Origin of the sequence: Xanthomonas sp. CFBP 8445 (assembly GCF_025666235.1) — a bacterium.
In the GTDB taxonomy this organism is placed as follows: Bacteria; Pseudomonadota; Gammaproteobacteria; order Xanthomonadales; family Xanthomonadaceae; genus Xanthomonas_A; species Xanthomonas_A indica.
The window spans coordinates 2,942,838-2,959,811 of sequence record NZ_CP102594.1 but is presented as its reverse complement, the minus strand read 5'-3'; the positions used below and the strand labels follow the sequence as shown (position 1 = coordinate 2,959,811).

The following is a 16,974-nucleotide window of genomic DNA, read 5'->3' as shown; positions in this document are numbered from 1 at the left end:
TGTCCAGTTCGCGTTGGCGGGTGGTCGTGGTGTGGCTGGCGCTGGCGATCTGCTGGCCCGCGTCCGTGCACGCGCGGCCCTCGGTCCTGGTGCTGGGGCGCATCAGCGACAACCCCAAGGCCCATTACGAGCAACTCAAGCCGCTGCTGGACTACGTGGTGCCGCGCATGCGCGAGGTCGGCATCACCTCCGGGCAGATCCTGATGGCCCGCGACAGCCAGCAGATGAGCAGCTACCTGCGCCGTGGCCGCATCGACTGGGTCACCGAGACCGCCGCCACGGCGATGGCGCTGGAGCAGCGCGGCGGCGCCAAGCCGCTGCTGCTGACCGAGCGCAACGGCGTACGCCAGTACCACACCGTGTTCTTCGTGCGCCGCGACGGGCCCGTGCATGACCTGGCGGACCTGAAGGGACGCACGCTGGCCCTGCAGAGCGCGCTGTCCACCAGCGCCTATATGGTGCCGATGATGACCCTGTTCGAGCACGGCCTGCACCCGGAGATCCTGCTCTCGACCAAGGACCAGCCCTCGGCGGAGACGGTCGGCTACGTGTTCGCGCGCTCGGAACTCAACATCGCCGCCTTCGTGCACAAGCACCTGGTGGATGCCGGGGCGTTCAGCAATCTCGACTGGGACGACGACCGCCGCATTCCGCCGGCGTTCCGTCGCGACTTCCGGGTGATCTACCGCAGCGAGCCGTATCCGCGTGCGATCGAAATGGTCCGCAGCGACCTGCCGACCGAGGTGGAGGCGCGCCTGCGCGAGGTCCTGCTGCACGCCGCCGACGACCCGCAGGGACGCGCCGCGCTGCGCCAGTTCTTCGGGACCTCCGGTTTCTACCCGATCGATCCGGCGTCGCAGAAACGCCTGGACACGCTGCGTGCCGGTGTGGCGCGGGTGAGGCTGGAAGTGGAATGAAGACGATGCGTTTCGGGTTGCAGGCCAGGTTCCTGCTGGCCATGGGCGTGGCTGCGCTGCTGGTGATGGCGATCCTGGCCCTGCTGCTGGAGCGCCAGGCGGCGATGCAGCACGAGGTGCGCACGCTCAGCGGCAATGCCATCCACGACCTGTTCGACAGCAGCATGCGCACCCGCGGCGAGTCGCTGGCGCGGCAACTGTCGGACTCGCTGGCCAACCCGGTGTACTACTCCGACCTGGACGCGATCGGCACCCAGGTGCGCGGCGCGCTCGGTTACGTCGCGGTGGCCTATGTGCTGGTCTACGACGCCGACGGGCGGCTGATCCACGACGGCAGCGAGGACCTGCTCGGCTACGGCCAGCGCATGCGCGGGCCGATGGCCGACGCCGCGATCCGCGCCAAGGGCCTGCTGGCGCAGGAGTCGCCGGAGTTCCTCGACGTGTCGATGCCGATCATGATCGGCGACCAGCGCGTGGGCGGGGTGCGGGTGGGCATGTCCTGGGCGCGGGCGCAGGAGTACGAGCGCAAGGCCGGGCAGAACCTGGACCAGCGCCTGGGCGCGCTGGGCAAGCGCCACCTCGGCTGGCTGCTGCTGTTGCTGGCCGCCCTGGGCCTGACCGCGGCGATGGTGACGGTGTACGTGCAGCGCACGCTGGTGGCGCCGTTGCGCTGGATGGCGGCGGCGGCGCGCCAGATCGAGGCCGGCAACTACGCGGTGGAGCGCCGCGACAGCGGCCGCCACGACGAGGTCAGCGAATTGCTGCGCGCGTTCGGGCGCATGAGCGAGGCGATCGCCCGGCACGACCGCGACGTACGGCACATGGCCTATACCGATGCGTTGACCGGGCTGACCAACCGGCTCGCGTTCCGCGAGGCGCTGGACCACCGCATGCTGTCGGCGCGCGCCTCGCAACGCCGGCTGGCGCTGCTGTTCGCCGACATCGACGATTTCAAGCGGATCAACGACACCCTGGGCCACGAGGCCGGCGACGAAGCGCTGCTGCAGTTCGCGCGGCGCATCCAGCTGGCGGTGGAGCAACTGGGCGGCGACGACGCGCTGCTGGCGCGCTTCGGCGGCGACGAGTTCGTGATCCTGGTGGAGGATGCGCAGGCGGCCAAGGTCGCCACCGCGCTGGCGCAGCGGCTGGTGCAGGAACTGCGCGAACCGCTGCGGATCCAGGGTCGCGAGGTGTTCATGGGCACCTCGATCGGCATCACCGTCTACCCGGGCGATGCCGAGGACGCCTCGGCGCTGCTGAAGAACGGCGACATCGCCATGTACCAGGCCAAGCTGGCCGGCAAGAACTGCCACCGTTTCTACAGCCGCGCGATGGACTATGCGGTGGAGCGGCGCGTGCACATGGAGCACGAACTGCGCGGCGCTTGGGAACGCGACGAACTCAAGCTGGTCTACCAGCCGATCTTCCGCACCCAGGACCGGCGCATGGTCGGCGTGGAGGTGCTGCTGCGCTGGCAGCATCCGGCGATGGGCACGATCTCGCCGACGGTGTTCATCGACGTGGCCGAGCAGAGCGGGCTGATCGAAACCATCGGTCCCAAGGTGCTGCGCGCGGCCTGCAGCGAGGCCACCCAGTGGCGGCGTACCGACGGCAGCCGCGACCTGTTCGTCTCGGTCAACGTCTCGCCGCGGCAGTTGCGCAGCGGCGACCTGCCCGAACTGGTGGCCGACTGCCTGCGCGACTCCGGCTTGCCCGCGGCGCAGTTGCACCTGGAGCTGACCGAGACCGCGGTGATCGGCGACGAGCTGCAGGCGGCGAGCATGCTGGCGCGGCTGCACCGCACCGGGGTCAAGGTCTGGCTGGACGACTTCGGCACCGGCTTCTCCGGCCTGAGCCACCTGCGCCAGGTCCCGGTGGACGGGGTCAAGATCGACAAGAGCTTCGTCGCCGACCTGCAGCGCGATCCGGACGACCTGGCGCTGACCACCGCGATCATCGCCATGGCGCATTCGCTGGACATCACCGTGGTCGCCGAGGGCATCGAGCAGGAGGCGCAGTTCGAGCTGTTGCGCGAGCGCGGCTGCGAATTGGGGCAGGGCTTCTGGCTCAGCCGCCCGCTCAGCGCGGAGGAATTCCGCCAGTTGCTGGCCAGCGAGGACGCGCCGCCGGCCGATGCCTGAGTGCTGCCGCGGCACCGCGGCCTGCGGCCGCCGCGCGCGCGGCAACCGTCGTCACGCGGGTCAGGGCAGCAGCGGGCGCTTGCCGGTGTCGCCGGCGATCTCGCGTACCAGCTTCGGCACCAGGTAGCCGGACAGGCGCGCGGCCAGCGCCTGGTGCAGCGCCAGTGCGGTGGCGTCGTCCACTTCGAAATGGGCCACGCCCTGCACCCGGTCCAGCTGGTGCAGGTAGTAGGGCAGCGCGCCGGCGGCGAAGCTGCGCTCGCTCAGCGCGGCCAGTGCCTCCACGCTGTCGTTGACCCCGCGCAGCAGCACCGCCTGGTTGAGCAGCTGCGCGCCGGCCTCGCGCAGGCGCGCCAGCGCGGCATCGACGCCGGCATCGAATTCGTTGGCGTGGTTGGCGTGGATCACGAACGCCAGCGGCCACGGCAGCGCACGCAGCCAGGCCAGCAGCGGCGCGTCGACGCGTTCGGGCAGCACCACCGGCAGGCGGCTGTGGATGCGCAGGCGCTTGAGCTGCGGCAGCGTCGCCAGCGCCTCGGTCAGTTCGGCCAGTTTCGGCGTGGCCAGCGACAGCGGATCGCCGCCGGACAGGATCACTTCCTCGATGCTGGGATCGGCGGCGATCGCCGCCACCGCCGTGCGCCAGCCGTCGCGCGCAGCGGTCTCGTCGGCATACGGGAAATGCCGGCGGAAGCAGTAGCGGCAGTGCACCGCGCAGCTGCCGGTGGCCACCAGCAGGGCGCGGCCGCGGTACTTGTGGATCACCCCGTCGGCTTTCTTGGCCGCCGTGTCGCCGACCGCATCCAGCGAGAAGCCGGCGACCCGGCGCTGCTCGTCGTCGATCGGCAGGACCTGGCGCAGCAGGGGATCGTGCGGATCGCCCGGGCGCATGCGCGCGACGAAGCTGCGCGGCACGCGCAGCGCGAACTGTGTCGCAGCCTGTTCGGAGACGCCCAGCGCCTGCGGATCCAGGTCCAGCAGGGCCAGCAGCTCGCGCGGATCGCGCACGGCGTCGCGCCAGGCCTGCTGCCAGCGCGGCGGCGCGGCGGTGGGCAGGGGCGGGGACGGCTGCATCGGGCGGGGGGCTGCGGTTATCATAGGCGGTCATCACACGAGCGCCCGCCGTTGCGGCGGAGCTTCCATTCTATCCGGCCGGCCGCCGAACGCGGCGGGTTTGCCTTACCCGAGGAGTTTCAGATGGCCAGCTACGGCATGAACGACGTCAAGAACGGGATGAAGATCCTGGTCAACAGCGAGCCTGCGATCATCACCGATACCGAATACGTCAAGCCCGGCAAGGGCCAGGCGTTCACCCGCGTCAAGTACCGTTTCATCAAGTCCGGGCGCGTGGTCGAAATGACCATGAAGGCGACCGACAGCGTGGAAGCGGCCGACGTGGTCGACACCGACATGCAGTACCTGTACAGCGACGGCGAGTACTGGCACTTCATGCAGCAGGAAACCTTCGAGCAGGTGCAGGCCGACAAGGCCGGCGTCGGCGACGCCGCCAAGTGGATCAAGGGCGAGGAAGATTGCGTGGTCACGCTGTGGAACGGCACGCCGATCCAGGTCACCCCGCCGAACTTCGTCGAACTGAAGATCGTCGAGACCGACCCGGGCGTGCGCGGCGATACCTCCGGTGGCGGCGGCAAGCCGGCGACCCTGGAGACCGGCGCGGTGGTGCGCGTGCCGCTGTTCGTCGGCCAGGAGGAAGTGATCCGCGTCGATACGCGTTCGGGCGAATACGTCTCGCGCGTCAAGTAAGGCGACGTGCCCGCGGCCGCCGCCGGCCGCGGGCATGCGCACGCGCTGGCGTGCGGCGGCGAGGCAGCGCCATGCGCCGGAGCGCCGCGCGGCGGTGAAGAACCACCTCGCTCCCAAGGAACCCCCGTGACCCCCAGCCACGCCGACAGCGCCGACAGCAAGTACCCGCACGATCGGGTCGTGTTCTTCAGCGATGCGGTCTTCGCCATCGCCATCACCTTGCTGGCGGTGGAAATCAAGGTGCCGGGACACGCCGAGGTCGAGGCCGCCGGCGGCATCCTCTCCGCCCTGCACCGGATGCTGCCGCTGTTCATCGGCTTCGCGGTCAGCTTCCTGGTCACCGCGCTGTTCTGGAAGTCGCACCTGCAGCTGTGCCGCCACATCCGCCAGTTCGACGACCGGCTGATCTGGCTCAACGTGCTGCAGCTGCTGCTGATCGGCCTGCTGCCGTTCTCCACCGCGCTGTATTCGGACTATTTCGGCAGCCACGAGGCCTTCTCGGTGTACTGCGCGCATCTGGCCGCGATCGGCCTGGCCGGGTACTGGCTGCATGCCTATGCGGTGCGCAAGGAGGGCCTGGCGCAGCGGCTGGGGCCGCTGCAGGCGCAGGCGATGAAGCTGCGCGCGGCGGTGTCGCCGGTGGTGTTCGCGTTGTGCATCCCCGTGGGCATGGTCGCGCCCTGGCTGGGCCGCGTCGGCTTCCTGGCGATCTTCCTGCTGCAGTGGGGGGCGATGCGCGTGTACCAGCGGCGCATCCGCCAGGCCCAGGCGGCACCGGCACCGTGATCCTTCCTTTTCCAGAGTCCCTGCGATGACCTCCATTCCCGAATCCTGCGACCTGCTGATCGAAGCCGGCTACGTGGTCCCGATCGAACCGCATGCGGTGGTGCTCGAAGACCACGCGGTGGCGGTGCGCGGCAGCGAGATCGTGGCGGTGCTGCCGACGGCCGAGGCGCGCGCGCGCTTCGCCGCTGCACGCACCGTCTCGCGCCCGGACGCGGCGCTGCTGCCGGGCCTGGTCAACGCGCACACGCACAACCCGATGACCCTGCTGCGCGGCATCGCCGACGACCTGCCGCTGATGGTGTGGCTGCAGCAGCACATCTGGCCGGTGGAGACCGCGGTGATCGGCCCGGAGTTCGTCGCCGACGGCACCGCCTTGGCCATCGCCGAGATGCTGCGCGGCGGCACCACCTGCGCCAACGAGAACTACTTCTTCGCCGACGTGCAGGCCGCGGTGTACAAGCAGCACGGCTTTCGCGCGCGGGTCGGCACGGTGATCATCGATTTCCCGACCGCCTGGGCCAAGACCTCCGACGAATACTTCGCCCGCGCCTGCGAGGTGCACGACCAGTGGCGCGACGATCCGCTGGTCGGCATCGCCTTCGCCCCGCATGCGCCGTACACGGTCAACGATGCCAACTTCGAGCGGGTACGGATGCTGTCCGACCAGCTCGAGGTGCCGGTGCACCTGCACACCCACGAGACCGCGCAGGAAATCGCCGACTCGCTCAAGCAGTACGGGCAACGCCCGCTGGCGCGGCTGGACCGGCTGGGCCTGGTCAACGACCGCCTGATCGCGGTGCACATGACCCAGCTCACCGATGCGGAGATCCACCTGTGCGCCGAGCGCGGGGTCAGCGTGGTGCATTGCCCCGAATCCAACCTCAAGCTCGCCTCCGGGTTCTGCCCGGCCTGCGCACTGCAGCGTGCGGGCGTGAACCTGGCGATCGGCACCGACGGCTGCGCCAGCAACAACGATCTGGACATGTTCAGCGAGAACCGCACCGCGGCGATCCTGGCCAAGGCCGTGGCCAACGACGCCACCGCGCTGGACGCGGCCAGCACGCTGCGCGCGGCCACCCTGGGCGGCGCGCGCGCGCTGGGCTTCGGCGAGACGATCGGCTCGATCGAGCCGGGCAAGCAGGCCGACCTGATCTGCGTGGACCTGTCGGCGCTGGAGACCCAGCCGCTGCACAACGTGCTGTCGCAGCTGGTGTACGCCACCGGCCGGCAGCAGGTCAGCGACGTGTGGATCGCCGGCCAGCCCAAGCTGAGCCAGCGCGTGCTGGTGGACATGGACGTCGACGCGCTGGTCGCCAATGCCCGGCAGTGGCGCGAACGTATCCGCAGCGTCCACGCCTGATCCCCTATGTTCGCCGTGCCGCGCCGCGAGCGCGGCCCCAACGAGAGTCCGCCATGACCGCTTCCGCCGCCAACGCCTCCGCCAATTTCGATCAGGCCGAACTGGACAAGTTCGGCGCCCTGGCCACCCGCTGGTGGGATGCCGACGGCCCGCAGAAGCCGCTGCACGCGCTCAACCCGGTGCGCCTGCGCTACGTCGCCGAGCGCCTGCCGCTGCGCGGTGCGACGGTGCTGGACGTGGGCTGCGGCGGCGGCCTGCTCAGCGAGGCGCTGGCCAAGGAGGGCGCGCAGGTCACCGCCATCGACCTGTCGCCGGAACTGATCAAGGTCGCGCGCCTGCACCAGTTCGAATCCGGGGTCGAGGTGGATTACCGCGTGCAGTCGGTGGAGGACCTGGCGGCGGCGCAGCCGGCCAGCTTCGATGCGATCACCTGCATGGAGATGCTCGAGCACGTGCCCGATCCGGCGGCGATCGTGCGCGCTTGCGCGACCCTGCTCAAGCCGGGCGGACAGCTGTTCCTGTCCACCCTCAACCGCACCCCGGCCGCGTTCGCCCTGGCCATCGTCGGTGCCGAGTACGTGGCGCGGCTGTTGCCCACCGGCACCCACCGCTACCAGGATTTCATCAAGCCGGCGGAACTGGCCGCCTGGTTGCGCCAGGCCGAGCTGCAGCTGCGCGACGTCAGCGGCCTGGCCTACGAGCCGTGGCGCAACCGCGCACGGCTGTCCTCGCGGACCGAGGTCAATTACCTGGCATGTGCGGGGAAGCCGTGATTCGGGAGTCGGGATTCGGGATGGGCAACGCCGGCTCCGTGCGCGCGTGACGTCCACGGCGGGCGATACCCGGGCGCGCTACCCGCGGGTGGTGCTGTTTGATCTGGATGGCACGCTGCTGGACAGTGCGCCGGATCTGCTGGCCGCGGCCAATGCGGTGCTGGCCGAGCATGGCCGCTCTGCGCTCGACCTGGCGCAGTTGCGGCCGGTGGTGTCCAAGGGCTCGCGGGCTATGCTCGGGGTCGCGTTTCCGGACCTGTCAGCGGCCGAGCGCGATGCGCTGATTCCGGCGTTCCTGCGCCACTACGAGGCGCTGATCGGGCGCCATTCGCAGCCGTTCGACGGCATCGCCGAGCTGCTGCAGCGGCTGGAGGCTGCGGGCAGCGTATGGGGCATCGTCACCAACAAGCCCGAAGCACTGGCACGGTTGATCCTGCCGCAGCTGCAGTGGGAGCAGCGCTGCGCGGTGCTGATCGGCGGCGACACGCTGCCCGAGCGCAAGCCGCATCCGTTGCCGCTGCAGGTCGCGGCGCAGCGCCTGGGCGTGGCGCCGCATGAGGTGGTCTACGTCGGCGACGACGAACGCGACATCCTTGCCGCGCGCGCCGCCGGCATGGCCTCGGTCGCGGTGCTGTGGGGCTACCGGCTGGACGAGGACGACCCGCTGGCCTGGCGCGCCGATGCGATGGTCGCCGCGCCGGCCGAGTTGTACGACGCTGCGGCCTGGCCGGTGAGCGCAGCCGCTCCCTGAGGCCGGGCGCTGTCGCCGCGTTGGCGACGCCGCCGCGTTGATGTCGCGATCGCTGTGTCGCCGCATGCACGCCGCCACCGCTCGGCATCCACCGGCCACGCACGTAAACTGCGCGTTCCGCGCGACAACGCGCTCACTTTCCCGTTGCGCGACGCTGTCGTTGCGCGCGCCCGACTCCGGATTCACCGATCGCATGAGCAGTTCGTCCGCCCTGGATGCCTTCCTCGACAAATGGCGCCGCCGCTGGCCGGAATGGGCCGTGGCCGAGGCCTTCGTGCCGGCGCCGCAGCGCGCCCGCACCGTGGCATGGTTCGCCCTGCTGCAGGAATTCGACGACATCCTCAACATCGCCGGCGATCCGCTGCCGGCCGACGCCAAGCTGGCCTGGTGGGGCGAGGAACTGCGCAGCTGGGCCGGGCAGCGTTCGCGGCATCCGCTGGGCCGGGTGCTGGAACCGGTCGCTGCGCCGTGGACACAACTGGCCGAGGCCTTGCCGAGCCTGCCGGAGTCGCGCGCGGCCGCGGCCGACACGGCGCATGCGCTGGAGCGGCTGGAGCCGTTCGCGCGGGCGGTGGCTGCGGTCGAGCGGGCGCTGTTCGAGGCCCCGGCCGAGGGCGTCGCGGTGCCGGTCGCGCTGCAGGTGCTGGCGCAGCGTCTGGCCGAGGGCGGCGCCGCCACTGCGCCGCTGGCGCTGCGCGGCGGCGATGAAGCGCAGCAGCGCCAGCGCTGGGCGCAGGCGTTGCTGCAGCAGTGGCCGCGCCGCGTGCGCGGGCCGCGCCCGCGACGCATCCTGTCGGCGCTGGCGCGTGCGCGCACCGCGCAGCAGGCGGCCACCGCGCCCAAGCCAGCGGGACAGATGGCGACGCTGTGGCGCGCCTGGTGGGCCGGGCTGGGCTGAGGCCGCCAACCCGCGCCGCTCCCTTGCCTCAGGGCGCGCTGCCGGCGCCGCTGTTGGCGTACTCGTAGAAGCGATTGGCCGAGGTGCTGCAGTTGCTGCTGCAGTACGGCCGGCCGATGGTCGAGGCGTTCCACGGCGCGTTCTTGCGGATGTGGCCGCCCAGCGCCGACTCGCGGATCACCACCTTGCCGTTGGGCGAGGTGCCGTCGACGTAGTTGGACAGGCTGCCCACGCTCTCGTCCCAGGCCCGCCCCAGCCACACCGTGCCGCTGCCTGGGGTGCCGACCGCATCGAAGCTGCTGCCGACGGCGAGGAAGCCGTAGCTGCTGCCCGGCCGGGTGCTGGGTGCGAAGATCACGCCGCCATCGTTGGCGCCACGGCGCGCGGCGGTGTAGCGGATGGTGCTGCCGGCGAACACCGCCACGCCCGAGCCGAAGATGAAGTCGGTATCGCCCTCGATGGTGCCGCCCTTGAAATAGGCGCGGATCACCGTGTTGGCGCTGCCGGCGCTGACCAGCAGGGTGTCCTGGTTGCCGGTCAGCACCACGTTCTCAATCACCGCCTTGTCGCCGCGCAACGCCAGCGCCACCGCCGACTGGTTGCTGCCGCTGTAGGTGCCTTCGACGTAGCTGTTGACGATCGCCAGGTTGCGCGCCTGGAACTGCGCGGCGCGTACGGTGACGGTGCCGCTGTCGGAGGTGCCGACGGTGCTGCTGGCGGCGTTGCTGGCGCAGGGGTGGGTGGCGCTGCCGATGGGCTTGGGCGTGGGGTTGGCGTTGCCGAAGCGGATCGTGGTGCTGGCCGGGCTGCCGCCGAGGCCGAACAGGGTGAGCGGCGGCGCCGCGGCGGGGACGCAGACCACTTCGGTGTAGGTGCCCGGCGCCACGCTGATGTAGCGGCGCATGCTGCCGCCGGCGGCGACTGCGGCGTCCACCGCGGCCTGCACGGTGCGGTAGCGGGTGCTGCCGTCGGCTGCCACCGCGTAGTCGGCCTGCAGCAGCGCGACCCCGGCGCTCGGATCCCAGTTGTCGGTGACCAGCGCGCCGATCGGGCCGGCCTGGGCCAGGTGGCGGGCGACGGTCTGGTTGGCCGCCTCGCTGCTGGTCAGTTGCGGGCGCGACGCGGTCCCGGTCAGCGCCGGGGCATCGGTGACGACCCCCGCCGCCAGGGCGAGGGTGGAGGAAAGCAGCAACCAGCGCGATACGGTCATGGAACGCCTCCGCTCAAGGATAAGGGCCCGCGGCGGCGCTCGGAATGATACCGGTGTCATCCGGTCGCGTGAGTCGGCGTCGTCAGCGGACCGGCGATGGTAGGGGCCTTTGCCTATCGCGTCCGGCCGATGCCGCAGCCAGCGACCGGTTATGCCGTCTCCATCACGTTCGCCGATGCGCGATGGCGCCGATCGCCAGGAGAGCGGGCGTTGAACGCGCCTTCGGGCTGCATCGATCGCCGGCCCCTCGCGGCACTGCGGCATGGATCTGCGCGTGCAGGCCGGTGTGGCGGCTCGTGTGATGGGGATGTGAATTGGATACGAACGTGGTCGCGGCTTGCGCTACGCTCGACGCCCATCCCACTTGGAACCCGTCGATTGAAGCGCCTGTGCCGTTGGTGCTGCCTGTTGCTGTGCCTGGGGATGGTCGGGTCGGCGCTGGGGCAGGAAGTGTTGCTGCAACGGCTGGCCGCCGACCCGCCGGCGCAGGAGGTGGTGGCGGGGCGCCACGATGCCGCGTTTGCCGATGCCGGCCATGGCGCGACCCTGTACGAGCGCAGCAAGCAGCCCACTTGGTGGCGCATCCGCGCCGACCGCGCGATCGGCAGCGAAGGCCAACCGCAACTGGTGCTGCAGTCGCCGTACCTGACCCGGGTCGAGGCCTGGGTGCCGGGACGCGCCGCGCCGATCCGGCGCGCGATCTACGGTGCCGACGCCGACCTGCGCTACTCCACCCGCGCCCTGGTGATCGACTTGCCGCAGGGGCTGCCGCGCGGCGCCTCGATCTGGCTGCGGGTGCATGCGCCGGCGGCGATGCCGATGCCGGTGGGCATCGTGCCGCTGGCGCAGGTGCAGCGCGAGGACCTGCACTACGTCGGCTGGCGCGCCTTCATCCTCGGCTCGACCGCGGTGCTGGCGATCCTGGCGATCGCGTTGTGGGCGCGCCTGCGCGAGTCGATCTACGGCTACTTCACCGCCAACGTGATGTGCGTGCTGCTGTACCTGCTCGGCCTGGGCGGCGAGGCGCGCGCGGTGCCCGGCCTGGCCAGTGTGTTCGCGTTCTCGCCGACGCCGATGCGCATCGTCGCCGCGCTCGGCGGCTTCTTCATCATCACCTTCCAGCGCCGGCAGCTGGAGATGCAGCGGCAACTGCCGCGGCTGGACCGGGTGCTGCGGCTGTGCGCGCTGTACCTGCTGGTCATCGCCATCGCCTGCCTGCTGTCGGACGCGGCAGTGCTGAGCCTGCTCGGCAACCTCGGGCTGATCGTCGGTGCAGCGCTGCTGCTGCCGTGTTGCCTGCTGCTGGCCTTGCGCGGGCAGCGCTACGCCTGGCCGCTGCTGGCCTCGTGGACCCCGCTGTGGATGCTGTGCGTGCTGCGCTGCCTGGAGCTGACCGGCTGGCTGCGCCTGGATCTGGCCGCGCCGGTGCTGGCGCACGGCATCAGCCTGGCCCTGGCGATCTCCTGCCTGCTGGTGACCTTCGGCCTGGCCGAGCAGATCCTGGAGCTGCGCCGCGACCGCGACCGTGCCAGCCGCATGGCGACGGTGGACGAGCTCACCGGCATCCTTACCCGTGCCGCCCTGCAGCAGCGCCTGGCCGACGCGCTGCAGGAGGCCGCGCGCAGCGAGCGGCCGTTGGCGCTGGCCTACATCGACATCGACCATTTCAAGCGCATCAACGACATCCATGGCCACGCCAGCGGCGATGCCTGCCTGCGCTGGGTCGCCGCCTGCGCGCGGGCGCGCCTGCGCAGCACCGACACGCTCGGCCGCCAGGGCGGCGACGAAATGCTGCTGCTGATGCCCGGCGCCACCCTGGAGGCCGCGCGCCGCGTGGCCGAGGACATCCGCCAGCACGTGGCCGCGCAGCCGTTGCCGCGCGAAGGCCAGGCGCTGTCATGCACGCTGAGCGTCGGCGTGGCGCAATGGCAGCGCGGCGAGAGCGTCGCGACGCTGTTGCAGCGGGCCGATGCCGCGCTGTACGCCAGCAAGGCCGCCGGCCGCAACCGCGTTAGCGTGTCCACCCCCCACCGCGCCACCCACCAGGAGCCTCAGCCATGACTGCACAGCCCGCTTTGCCCGCGTTCGCTCCCGATCAGTTGCAGGTCGGCGACATCCTGCTGCAACTGGGCTGCGGCCCGGTGTCCGAACTGATCGCCTGGTGCGGCGACAGCATCTACAGCCATGCCGCCATCGTCGCCGATCAGGGCGACCTGATCGAGGCGGCGGCCAGCGGCGTGCGCCGCTATCCGCTGTCGCAGCGGCTGACCGACACCACCGATTACCTGATCATCGATGCCTACCGGCCGCTCAGCTATGCCGGCGTGGCGCTGGACGACGCCGATCGCGCCAGCGTGCTGGCCAAGGCGCAGTCGCTGCTGGGCGTGCCGTACCCGCTGGACAGCCTGGCCACGCTCGGCCTGCTGGTCGCCATTCGCGGCAAATGGCCGCAGCATTGGCTGGCGCGGATCGTGGTGCGCGAGGCGCTGGATTACCTGGTGCGCGACAACCCGTCGCACATGGTGTGCAGCGAGGTGGTGTACCGCGTGCTGGCCGAATGCGACGTGACGCCGCCGGGCCGACTGGCGCCGCAGATCGTGCTGAGCGGGCCGACCCACATGCCGTTCCCGCAGCTGGACTGGAAGGCGCTGTGGGAAGAAGTGTGGCAGCTGCTGCATCCGCATCGGCAGCAGGCCCTGGCCGACGTGGCGCAGCGCCTGGCAGCGGTGGAGGGCGCCCCGGCCAGCCTGGCCGCCTCGGCGCTGACCACGGTCGCCGACGACGAACTGCTCAGCCGCGCCAACGCGGTCCGTGCCGGGCTGGGTCTGCCGCCGCTGCCGCCGGTCACCAATCAGGTGGACGACAACGGCACGCTGCTGCAAGAAGCCGGCGAAGAGGCACCGGGAACGCCCTTGCCGCATCCCAATCCCAAGCTGGTGATGCCGCTGGACCTGGCCAACAGCCCGTCGCACGTGGTGCTGGGGCGGCTGCTGGAGGTGGTCACGGCTGCGTAGCGGAAAGGCTGCGCGCCAGCGCATTGCATGAGGCTGCGCCCGTCCCCTCATCCGCCCGTTCGGGGCACCTTCCCCTACAAAGGGGCCATGGTCCGAACGGCAGAAAGATGGTCGTGGTCCCGACGGGAGAAGGAACGGCAGCAAGTCCCTCTCCCTCCGGGACAGGGGGTGGGGTGAGGGTACGGCTTCGCGCCAAACCGCCCGTGCCGCGCGCCGCCATTCGAGCAAGCGCCGGCGCGCCTAGCCTCCGCCGCTTGCGTTCCTGCACCGAGATCCGACGTCCCAGCCGCTGCACGACGTGGATGCCGCGCAGCGTTGCGATGTCGAAGCGACTTCAGGACATCTGTAGGAGCGGCTTCCGCCGCGACAGGCGTTACCGGGAATGCCCGTCGCGGCTGAAGCCGCTCCTACGAAATGCATGCGCTGCTGTACGCCATTTCATCTGATGAACGCGCCGCCGCGCGACAGTGCACCTGGCGCACCAGCGCTCTATTGCTGCTTCGTCCGCTCCAGCACCAGCAATGGATCGATGCGCACGTCGAACCGCGCCAGGCGAATGTGTCGGTGACGCGGATGAGGAACGCGCCGCCGCGCGCCACGCACCTGATCCACCAGCGCTTGACTACTGCTTCGTCCGCTCCAGCACCAGCATTGGATCGATGCGCACGTCGAACCGCGCCAGGCAAATGTGTCGGTGACCCGGATGAGGAACGCGCCGCCGCGCGCCGCGCACCTGACCCACCAGCGCTTGACTACTGCTTCGTCCGCTCCAGCACCAGCAATGGGTCGATGCGCACGTCGAACCGCGCCAGGCGAATGTGTCGGTGACCCGGATGAGGAACGCGCCGCCGCGCGCCACGCACCTGACCACCAGCGCTTGACTACTGCTTCGTCCGCTCCAGCACCAGCAATGGGTCGATGCGCACGTCGAACCAGTTCATCCCCCAATGCAGATGCGGCCCGGTCGCACGCCCGGTGGCGCCGACTGCGCCGATGACCTGGCCCTGGGCGATGCGGTCGCCGACCTTCACGTCGATCCGCGACAGATGCAGGAAGTTGGAGCTGACGCCGTAGCCGTGATCCAGCAGCACGGTGCCGCCGGTCAGGTACAGGTCCGGGGCGGCGAAGGTGACGATGCCGGCGGCCGGGGCCTTGACCGGGGTGCCGGTGGGCACGGCGATGTCCATGCCGGAATGGCCGGCGCCGGGCTGGCCGTTGTAGACCCGGGCGTTGCCGAAGCGGCCACTGATGCGGCCCTGCACCGGCCAGATGAAGGGCGCGGCGAAATCGGTGCGCGGGTCGTCGCGGTCGCGCGCGGCGGTGACCTGGGCCTGTTCGCGCTTGATCCGCTCGGCGATCGCCGGCGGCGGGTTGACCGTCTTCGGCGGCACCCCGTTGACCTGTTCCAGCGGCCAGTCGCGCGGCGTCACCGCGATCTCGATGGTTTCGCTGCCGCCGTCCGGGCGCTGCACGGCGATGCGCAGCGGGCCGCGCTCGTCGCGGCCGATGCCGAACACCACGCTGCCGTAGTCGCTGACCCGCAGGGTGCGGCCGGCGTACTGCACGCGGCTGCCCGGCGCCACCTTGCCGATCACCAGCGCGCCCTGCGAGGCGCTGTGCGGGAACACGCTGCGCGCCTCGGCCACGGCCGCGGCCGGCGTCTGCGCGTGCAGTACCGGGGCGACCGGTGCGGTCAGCAGCACCAGCGCCAGTGCGGCGCCGGACACCAGGGCGCCGCGCATCAGCGGTCGAACGCCAGGCGCTGCCCGTTGGGGCTGCCGACCAGGCGGGTCCCGTCCCAGGCCAGCACGCCGTTGACCCAGGTCGCGGCGATCTTCGAGCGGAAGCTGCGGCCCTCGAACGGCGACCAGCCGCACTTGGACAGCACGTCCTCGCGGCGCACGGTGAAGGTGGTGTCGTCGATCAGCACCAGGTCGGCGTGGTAGCCCTCGCGCAGGAAGCCGCGCTCGTGCACGTCGAACAGCAGCGCCGGCGCGTGCGCGAACTTGTGCACCACCTGGGCCACGCTGAGCCGGCTCTCGTGGACCAGTTCCAGCGCCGCGACCAGGGCGTACTGCACCAGCGGCAGGCCGGACGGCGCCTGCGCATACGGCTTGCTCTTCTCTTCCCAGGTGTGCGGCGCGTGGTCGGTGGCGAGCACGTCGATCACGTCCTCGGCGATCGCGCGGATCAGCGCCTCGCGGTCGCTGGCGTCCTTGATCGCCGGGTTGCACTTGATCAGGTTGCCCAGGGTGGCGTAGTCGGCGCGGTCGAAGCGCAGGAAGTGGATGCAGGTCTCGGCGGTGATGCGCTTGCCCTGGATCGGGCCGGGCGTGAACAGCGCCAGCTCGTCGGCGGTGGAGATGTGCAGCACGTGCAGGCGGGTGCCGTGCTTCTTCGCCAGCGACACCGCCAGCTGCGAGGACTTCAGGCAGGCCTCGCGCGAGCGGATGTCCGGGTGCATGTCCGGGGTCAGCGCATCGCCGTACTTTTCCTTGAACGCGGCCAGGGTCGCGTCGATGGTCGGGGTGTCTTCGCAGTGGGTGATGATCGGCGTCGGCGCGTCGCGGAAGATCGCGTCCAGGGTCTGCGGGTTGTCGACCAGCATGTTGCCGGTGGAGGCGCCCATGAACACCTTGATGCCGGGCGCGGTCTTCGGGTCCAGGGTCTGGATCGCGGCCAGGTTGTCGTTGCTGGCGCCCAGGTAGAAGCCGTAGTTGCCCCAGGCGCGGCCGCGCGCGGCGTCGTACTTGGCCTGCAGCGCGGCGGCGTCGAGCGTCGGCGGGTTGGTGTTGGGCATGTCCATGAAGCTGGTCAGGCCGCCGGCCACCGCCGCCGCCGATTCGGTGGCGATGTCGCCCTTGTGGGTCAGGCCGGGTTCGCGGAAGTGCACCTGGTCGTCGATCATGCCGGGCAGCAGCCAGCGCCCGGCGGCGTCGACCACGGTCTCGCCGTCGCGCGCGGCCAGCTGCGGGGCGATCGCGGCGATGCGGCCGTCGGCGATGCGCAGGTCGCCCTGGGTTTCGCGGCCTTCGTTGACCAGGCGCGCGTTGACGATCAATGTGGAAGCGGACATCAGTGTTTTCCTTGGCAGCGGCAGGGTGGCGGCGCCGTGGGATCGGGCACCGGGTCGAACCCGCCAGGATGGAAGGGGTGGCAGCGGCCGACGCGGCGGGCGGCCATCCAGCCGCCGCGCACTGCGCCGAAACGGGCGATGGCGGTCACCGCGTAGGCCGAGCAACTGGGCACGAAACGGCAGCGCGGCCCCAGCAGCGGGCTGATGAAGCGCTGGTACAGGCGCAGCAAGGCGATGAGAGCGCGGGCGATCACACCGCCATGATATGCCACTGTGCTCGACTA

Annotated in this window: 15 protein-coding genes; 10 read left to right on the top strand and 5 right to left on the bottom strand. The window is 70.8% G+C overall.

Annotation, left to right across the window (positions count from 1 at the left end; all coding sequences use genetic code 11):
* Window positions 1–26 precede the first annotated feature (26 nt).
* Window positions 27–917 (top strand): phosphate/phosphite/phosphonate ABC transporter substrate-binding protein, encoded by an 891-nt coding sequence (locus tag NUG21_RS12625; RefSeq protein ID WP_263393076.1) that lies wholly within the window; start codon window positions 27–29, stop codon window positions 915–917.
* Complete coding sequence (locus NUG21_RS12620) at window positions 914–3,058, top strand: putative bifunctional diguanylate cyclase/phosphodiesterase (RefSeq protein WP_263391035.1); 2,145 nt, start codon at window positions 914–916, stop codon at window positions 3,056–3,058. Before NUG21_RS12625 ends, NUG21_RS12620 begins: the two co-directional genes overlap by 4 nt.
* A 60-nt stretch (window positions 3,059–3,118) precedes the next feature.
* Here NUG21_RS12620 and epmB read toward each other — a convergent pair whose 3' ends face one another.
* Complete coding sequence (gene epmB, locus NUG21_RS12615) at window positions 3,119–4,156, bottom strand: EF-P beta-lysylation protein EpmB (protein WP_263391034.1); 1,038 nt, start codon at window positions 4,154–4,156, stop codon at window positions 3,119–3,121.
* A gap of 99 nt (window positions 4,157–4,255) precedes the next feature.
* Here epmB and efp point away from each other — a divergent pair, with 99 nt between their 5' ends.
* The 6 genes from efp to NUG21_RS12585 all read left to right on the top strand — a co-directional run bounded on the left by efp (window position 4,256) and on the right by NUG21_RS12585 (window position 9,390).
* On the top strand, window positions 4,256–4,822 hold the full coding sequence (efp, locus tag NUG21_RS12610) for an elongation factor P (RefSeq protein ID WP_010343528.1): 567 nt from the start codon (window positions 4,256–4,258) through the stop codon (window positions 4,820–4,822).
* A 126-nt stretch (window positions 4,823–4,948) separates the two neighbouring features.
* Window positions 4,949–5,608, top strand: coding sequence for a TMEM175 family protein (locus NUG21_RS12605; protein WP_263391033.1), 660 nt, complete (start codon window positions 4,949–4,951; stop codon window positions 5,606–5,608).
* 25 nt (window positions 5,609–5,633) lie between these two features.
* Window positions 5,634–6,968, top strand: a complete 1,335-nt coding sequence (locus tag NUG21_RS12600; protein WP_160947307.1) for a TRZ/ATZ family hydrolase — start codon at window positions 5,634–5,636, stop codon at window positions 6,966–6,968.
* Window positions 6,969–7,021: 53 nt separating this feature from the next.
* A complete protein-coding gene (gene ubiG / locus NUG21_RS12595; RefSeq protein WP_160947308.1) occupies window positions 7,022–7,741 on the top strand; it encodes a bifunctional 2-polyprenyl-6-hydroxyphenol methylase/3-demethylubiquinol 3-O-methyltransferase UbiG in 720 nt (239 codons plus the stop codon).
* Between the two features lie 46 nt (window positions 7,742–7,787).
* Window positions 7,788–8,492, top strand: coding sequence for a phosphoglycolate phosphatase (locus tag NUG21_RS12590; RefSeq protein WP_263391032.1), 705 nt, complete (start codon window positions 7,788–7,790; stop codon window positions 8,490–8,492).
* 193 nt (window positions 8,493–8,685) lie between these two features.
* The gene (locus tag NUG21_RS12585; RefSeq protein ID WP_160947310.1) at window positions 8,686–9,390 is read left to right on the top strand and encodes a squalene/phytoene synthase family protein; all 705 of its coding nucleotides are present in this window, start codon (window positions 8,686–8,688) and stop codon (window positions 9,388–9,390) included.
* 28 nt (window positions 9,391–9,418) lie between these two features.
* On the opposite strand, the gene NUG21_RS12580 is transcribed toward NUG21_RS12585, so the two are convergent.
* On the bottom strand, window positions 9,419–10,600 hold the full coding sequence (locus tag NUG21_RS12580) for a putative acyl-CoA thioester hydrolase (RefSeq protein ID WP_263391031.1): 1,182 nt from the start codon (window positions 10,598–10,600) through the stop codon (window positions 9,419–9,421).
* A gap of 378 nt (window positions 10,601–10,978) precedes the next feature.
* On the opposite strand from NUG21_RS12580, the gene NUG21_RS12575 reads away from it, so the two are divergent.
* The gene (locus tag NUG21_RS12575) at window positions 10,979–12,661 is read left to right on the top strand and encodes a sensor domain-containing diguanylate cyclase (protein ID WP_263391030.1); all 1,683 of its coding nucleotides are present in this window, start codon (window positions 10,979–10,981) and stop codon (window positions 12,659–12,661) included.
* Entirely contained in the window at window positions 12,658–13,614 is a 957-nt protein-coding gene (locus tag NUG21_RS12570; protein WP_263391029.1) for a C40 family peptidase, read from the top strand. Before NUG21_RS12575 ends, NUG21_RS12570 begins: the two co-directional genes overlap by 4 nt.
* An 881-nt stretch (window positions 13,615–14,495) precedes the next feature.
* Here NUG21_RS12570 and NUG21_RS12565 read toward each other — a convergent pair.
* From NUG21_RS12565 to yidD, 3 genes are read right to left on the bottom strand one after another with little or no spacing between them, the layout of a single operon-like run.
* Window positions 14,496–15,356, bottom strand: a complete 861-nt coding sequence (locus NUG21_RS12565; RefSeq protein ID WP_263391028.1) for a M23 family metallopeptidase — start codon at window positions 15,354–15,356, stop codon at window positions 14,496–14,498.
* On the bottom strand, window positions 15,356–16,690 hold the full coding sequence (locus NUG21_RS12560) for a dihydroorotase (RefSeq protein ID WP_263391027.1): 1,335 nt from the start codon (window positions 16,688–16,690) through the stop codon (window positions 15,356–15,358). The genes NUG21_RS12565 and NUG21_RS12560 overlap by 1 nt, the downstream gene beginning before the upstream one ends.
* Complete coding sequence (gene yidD, locus NUG21_RS12555; protein WP_010343540.1) at window positions 16,690–16,962, bottom strand: membrane protein insertion efficiency factor YidD; 273 nt, start codon at window positions 16,960–16,962, stop codon at window positions 16,690–16,692. Before yidD ends, NUG21_RS12560 begins: the two co-directional genes overlap by 1 nt.
* Window positions 16,963–16,974 lie beyond the last annotated feature (12 nt).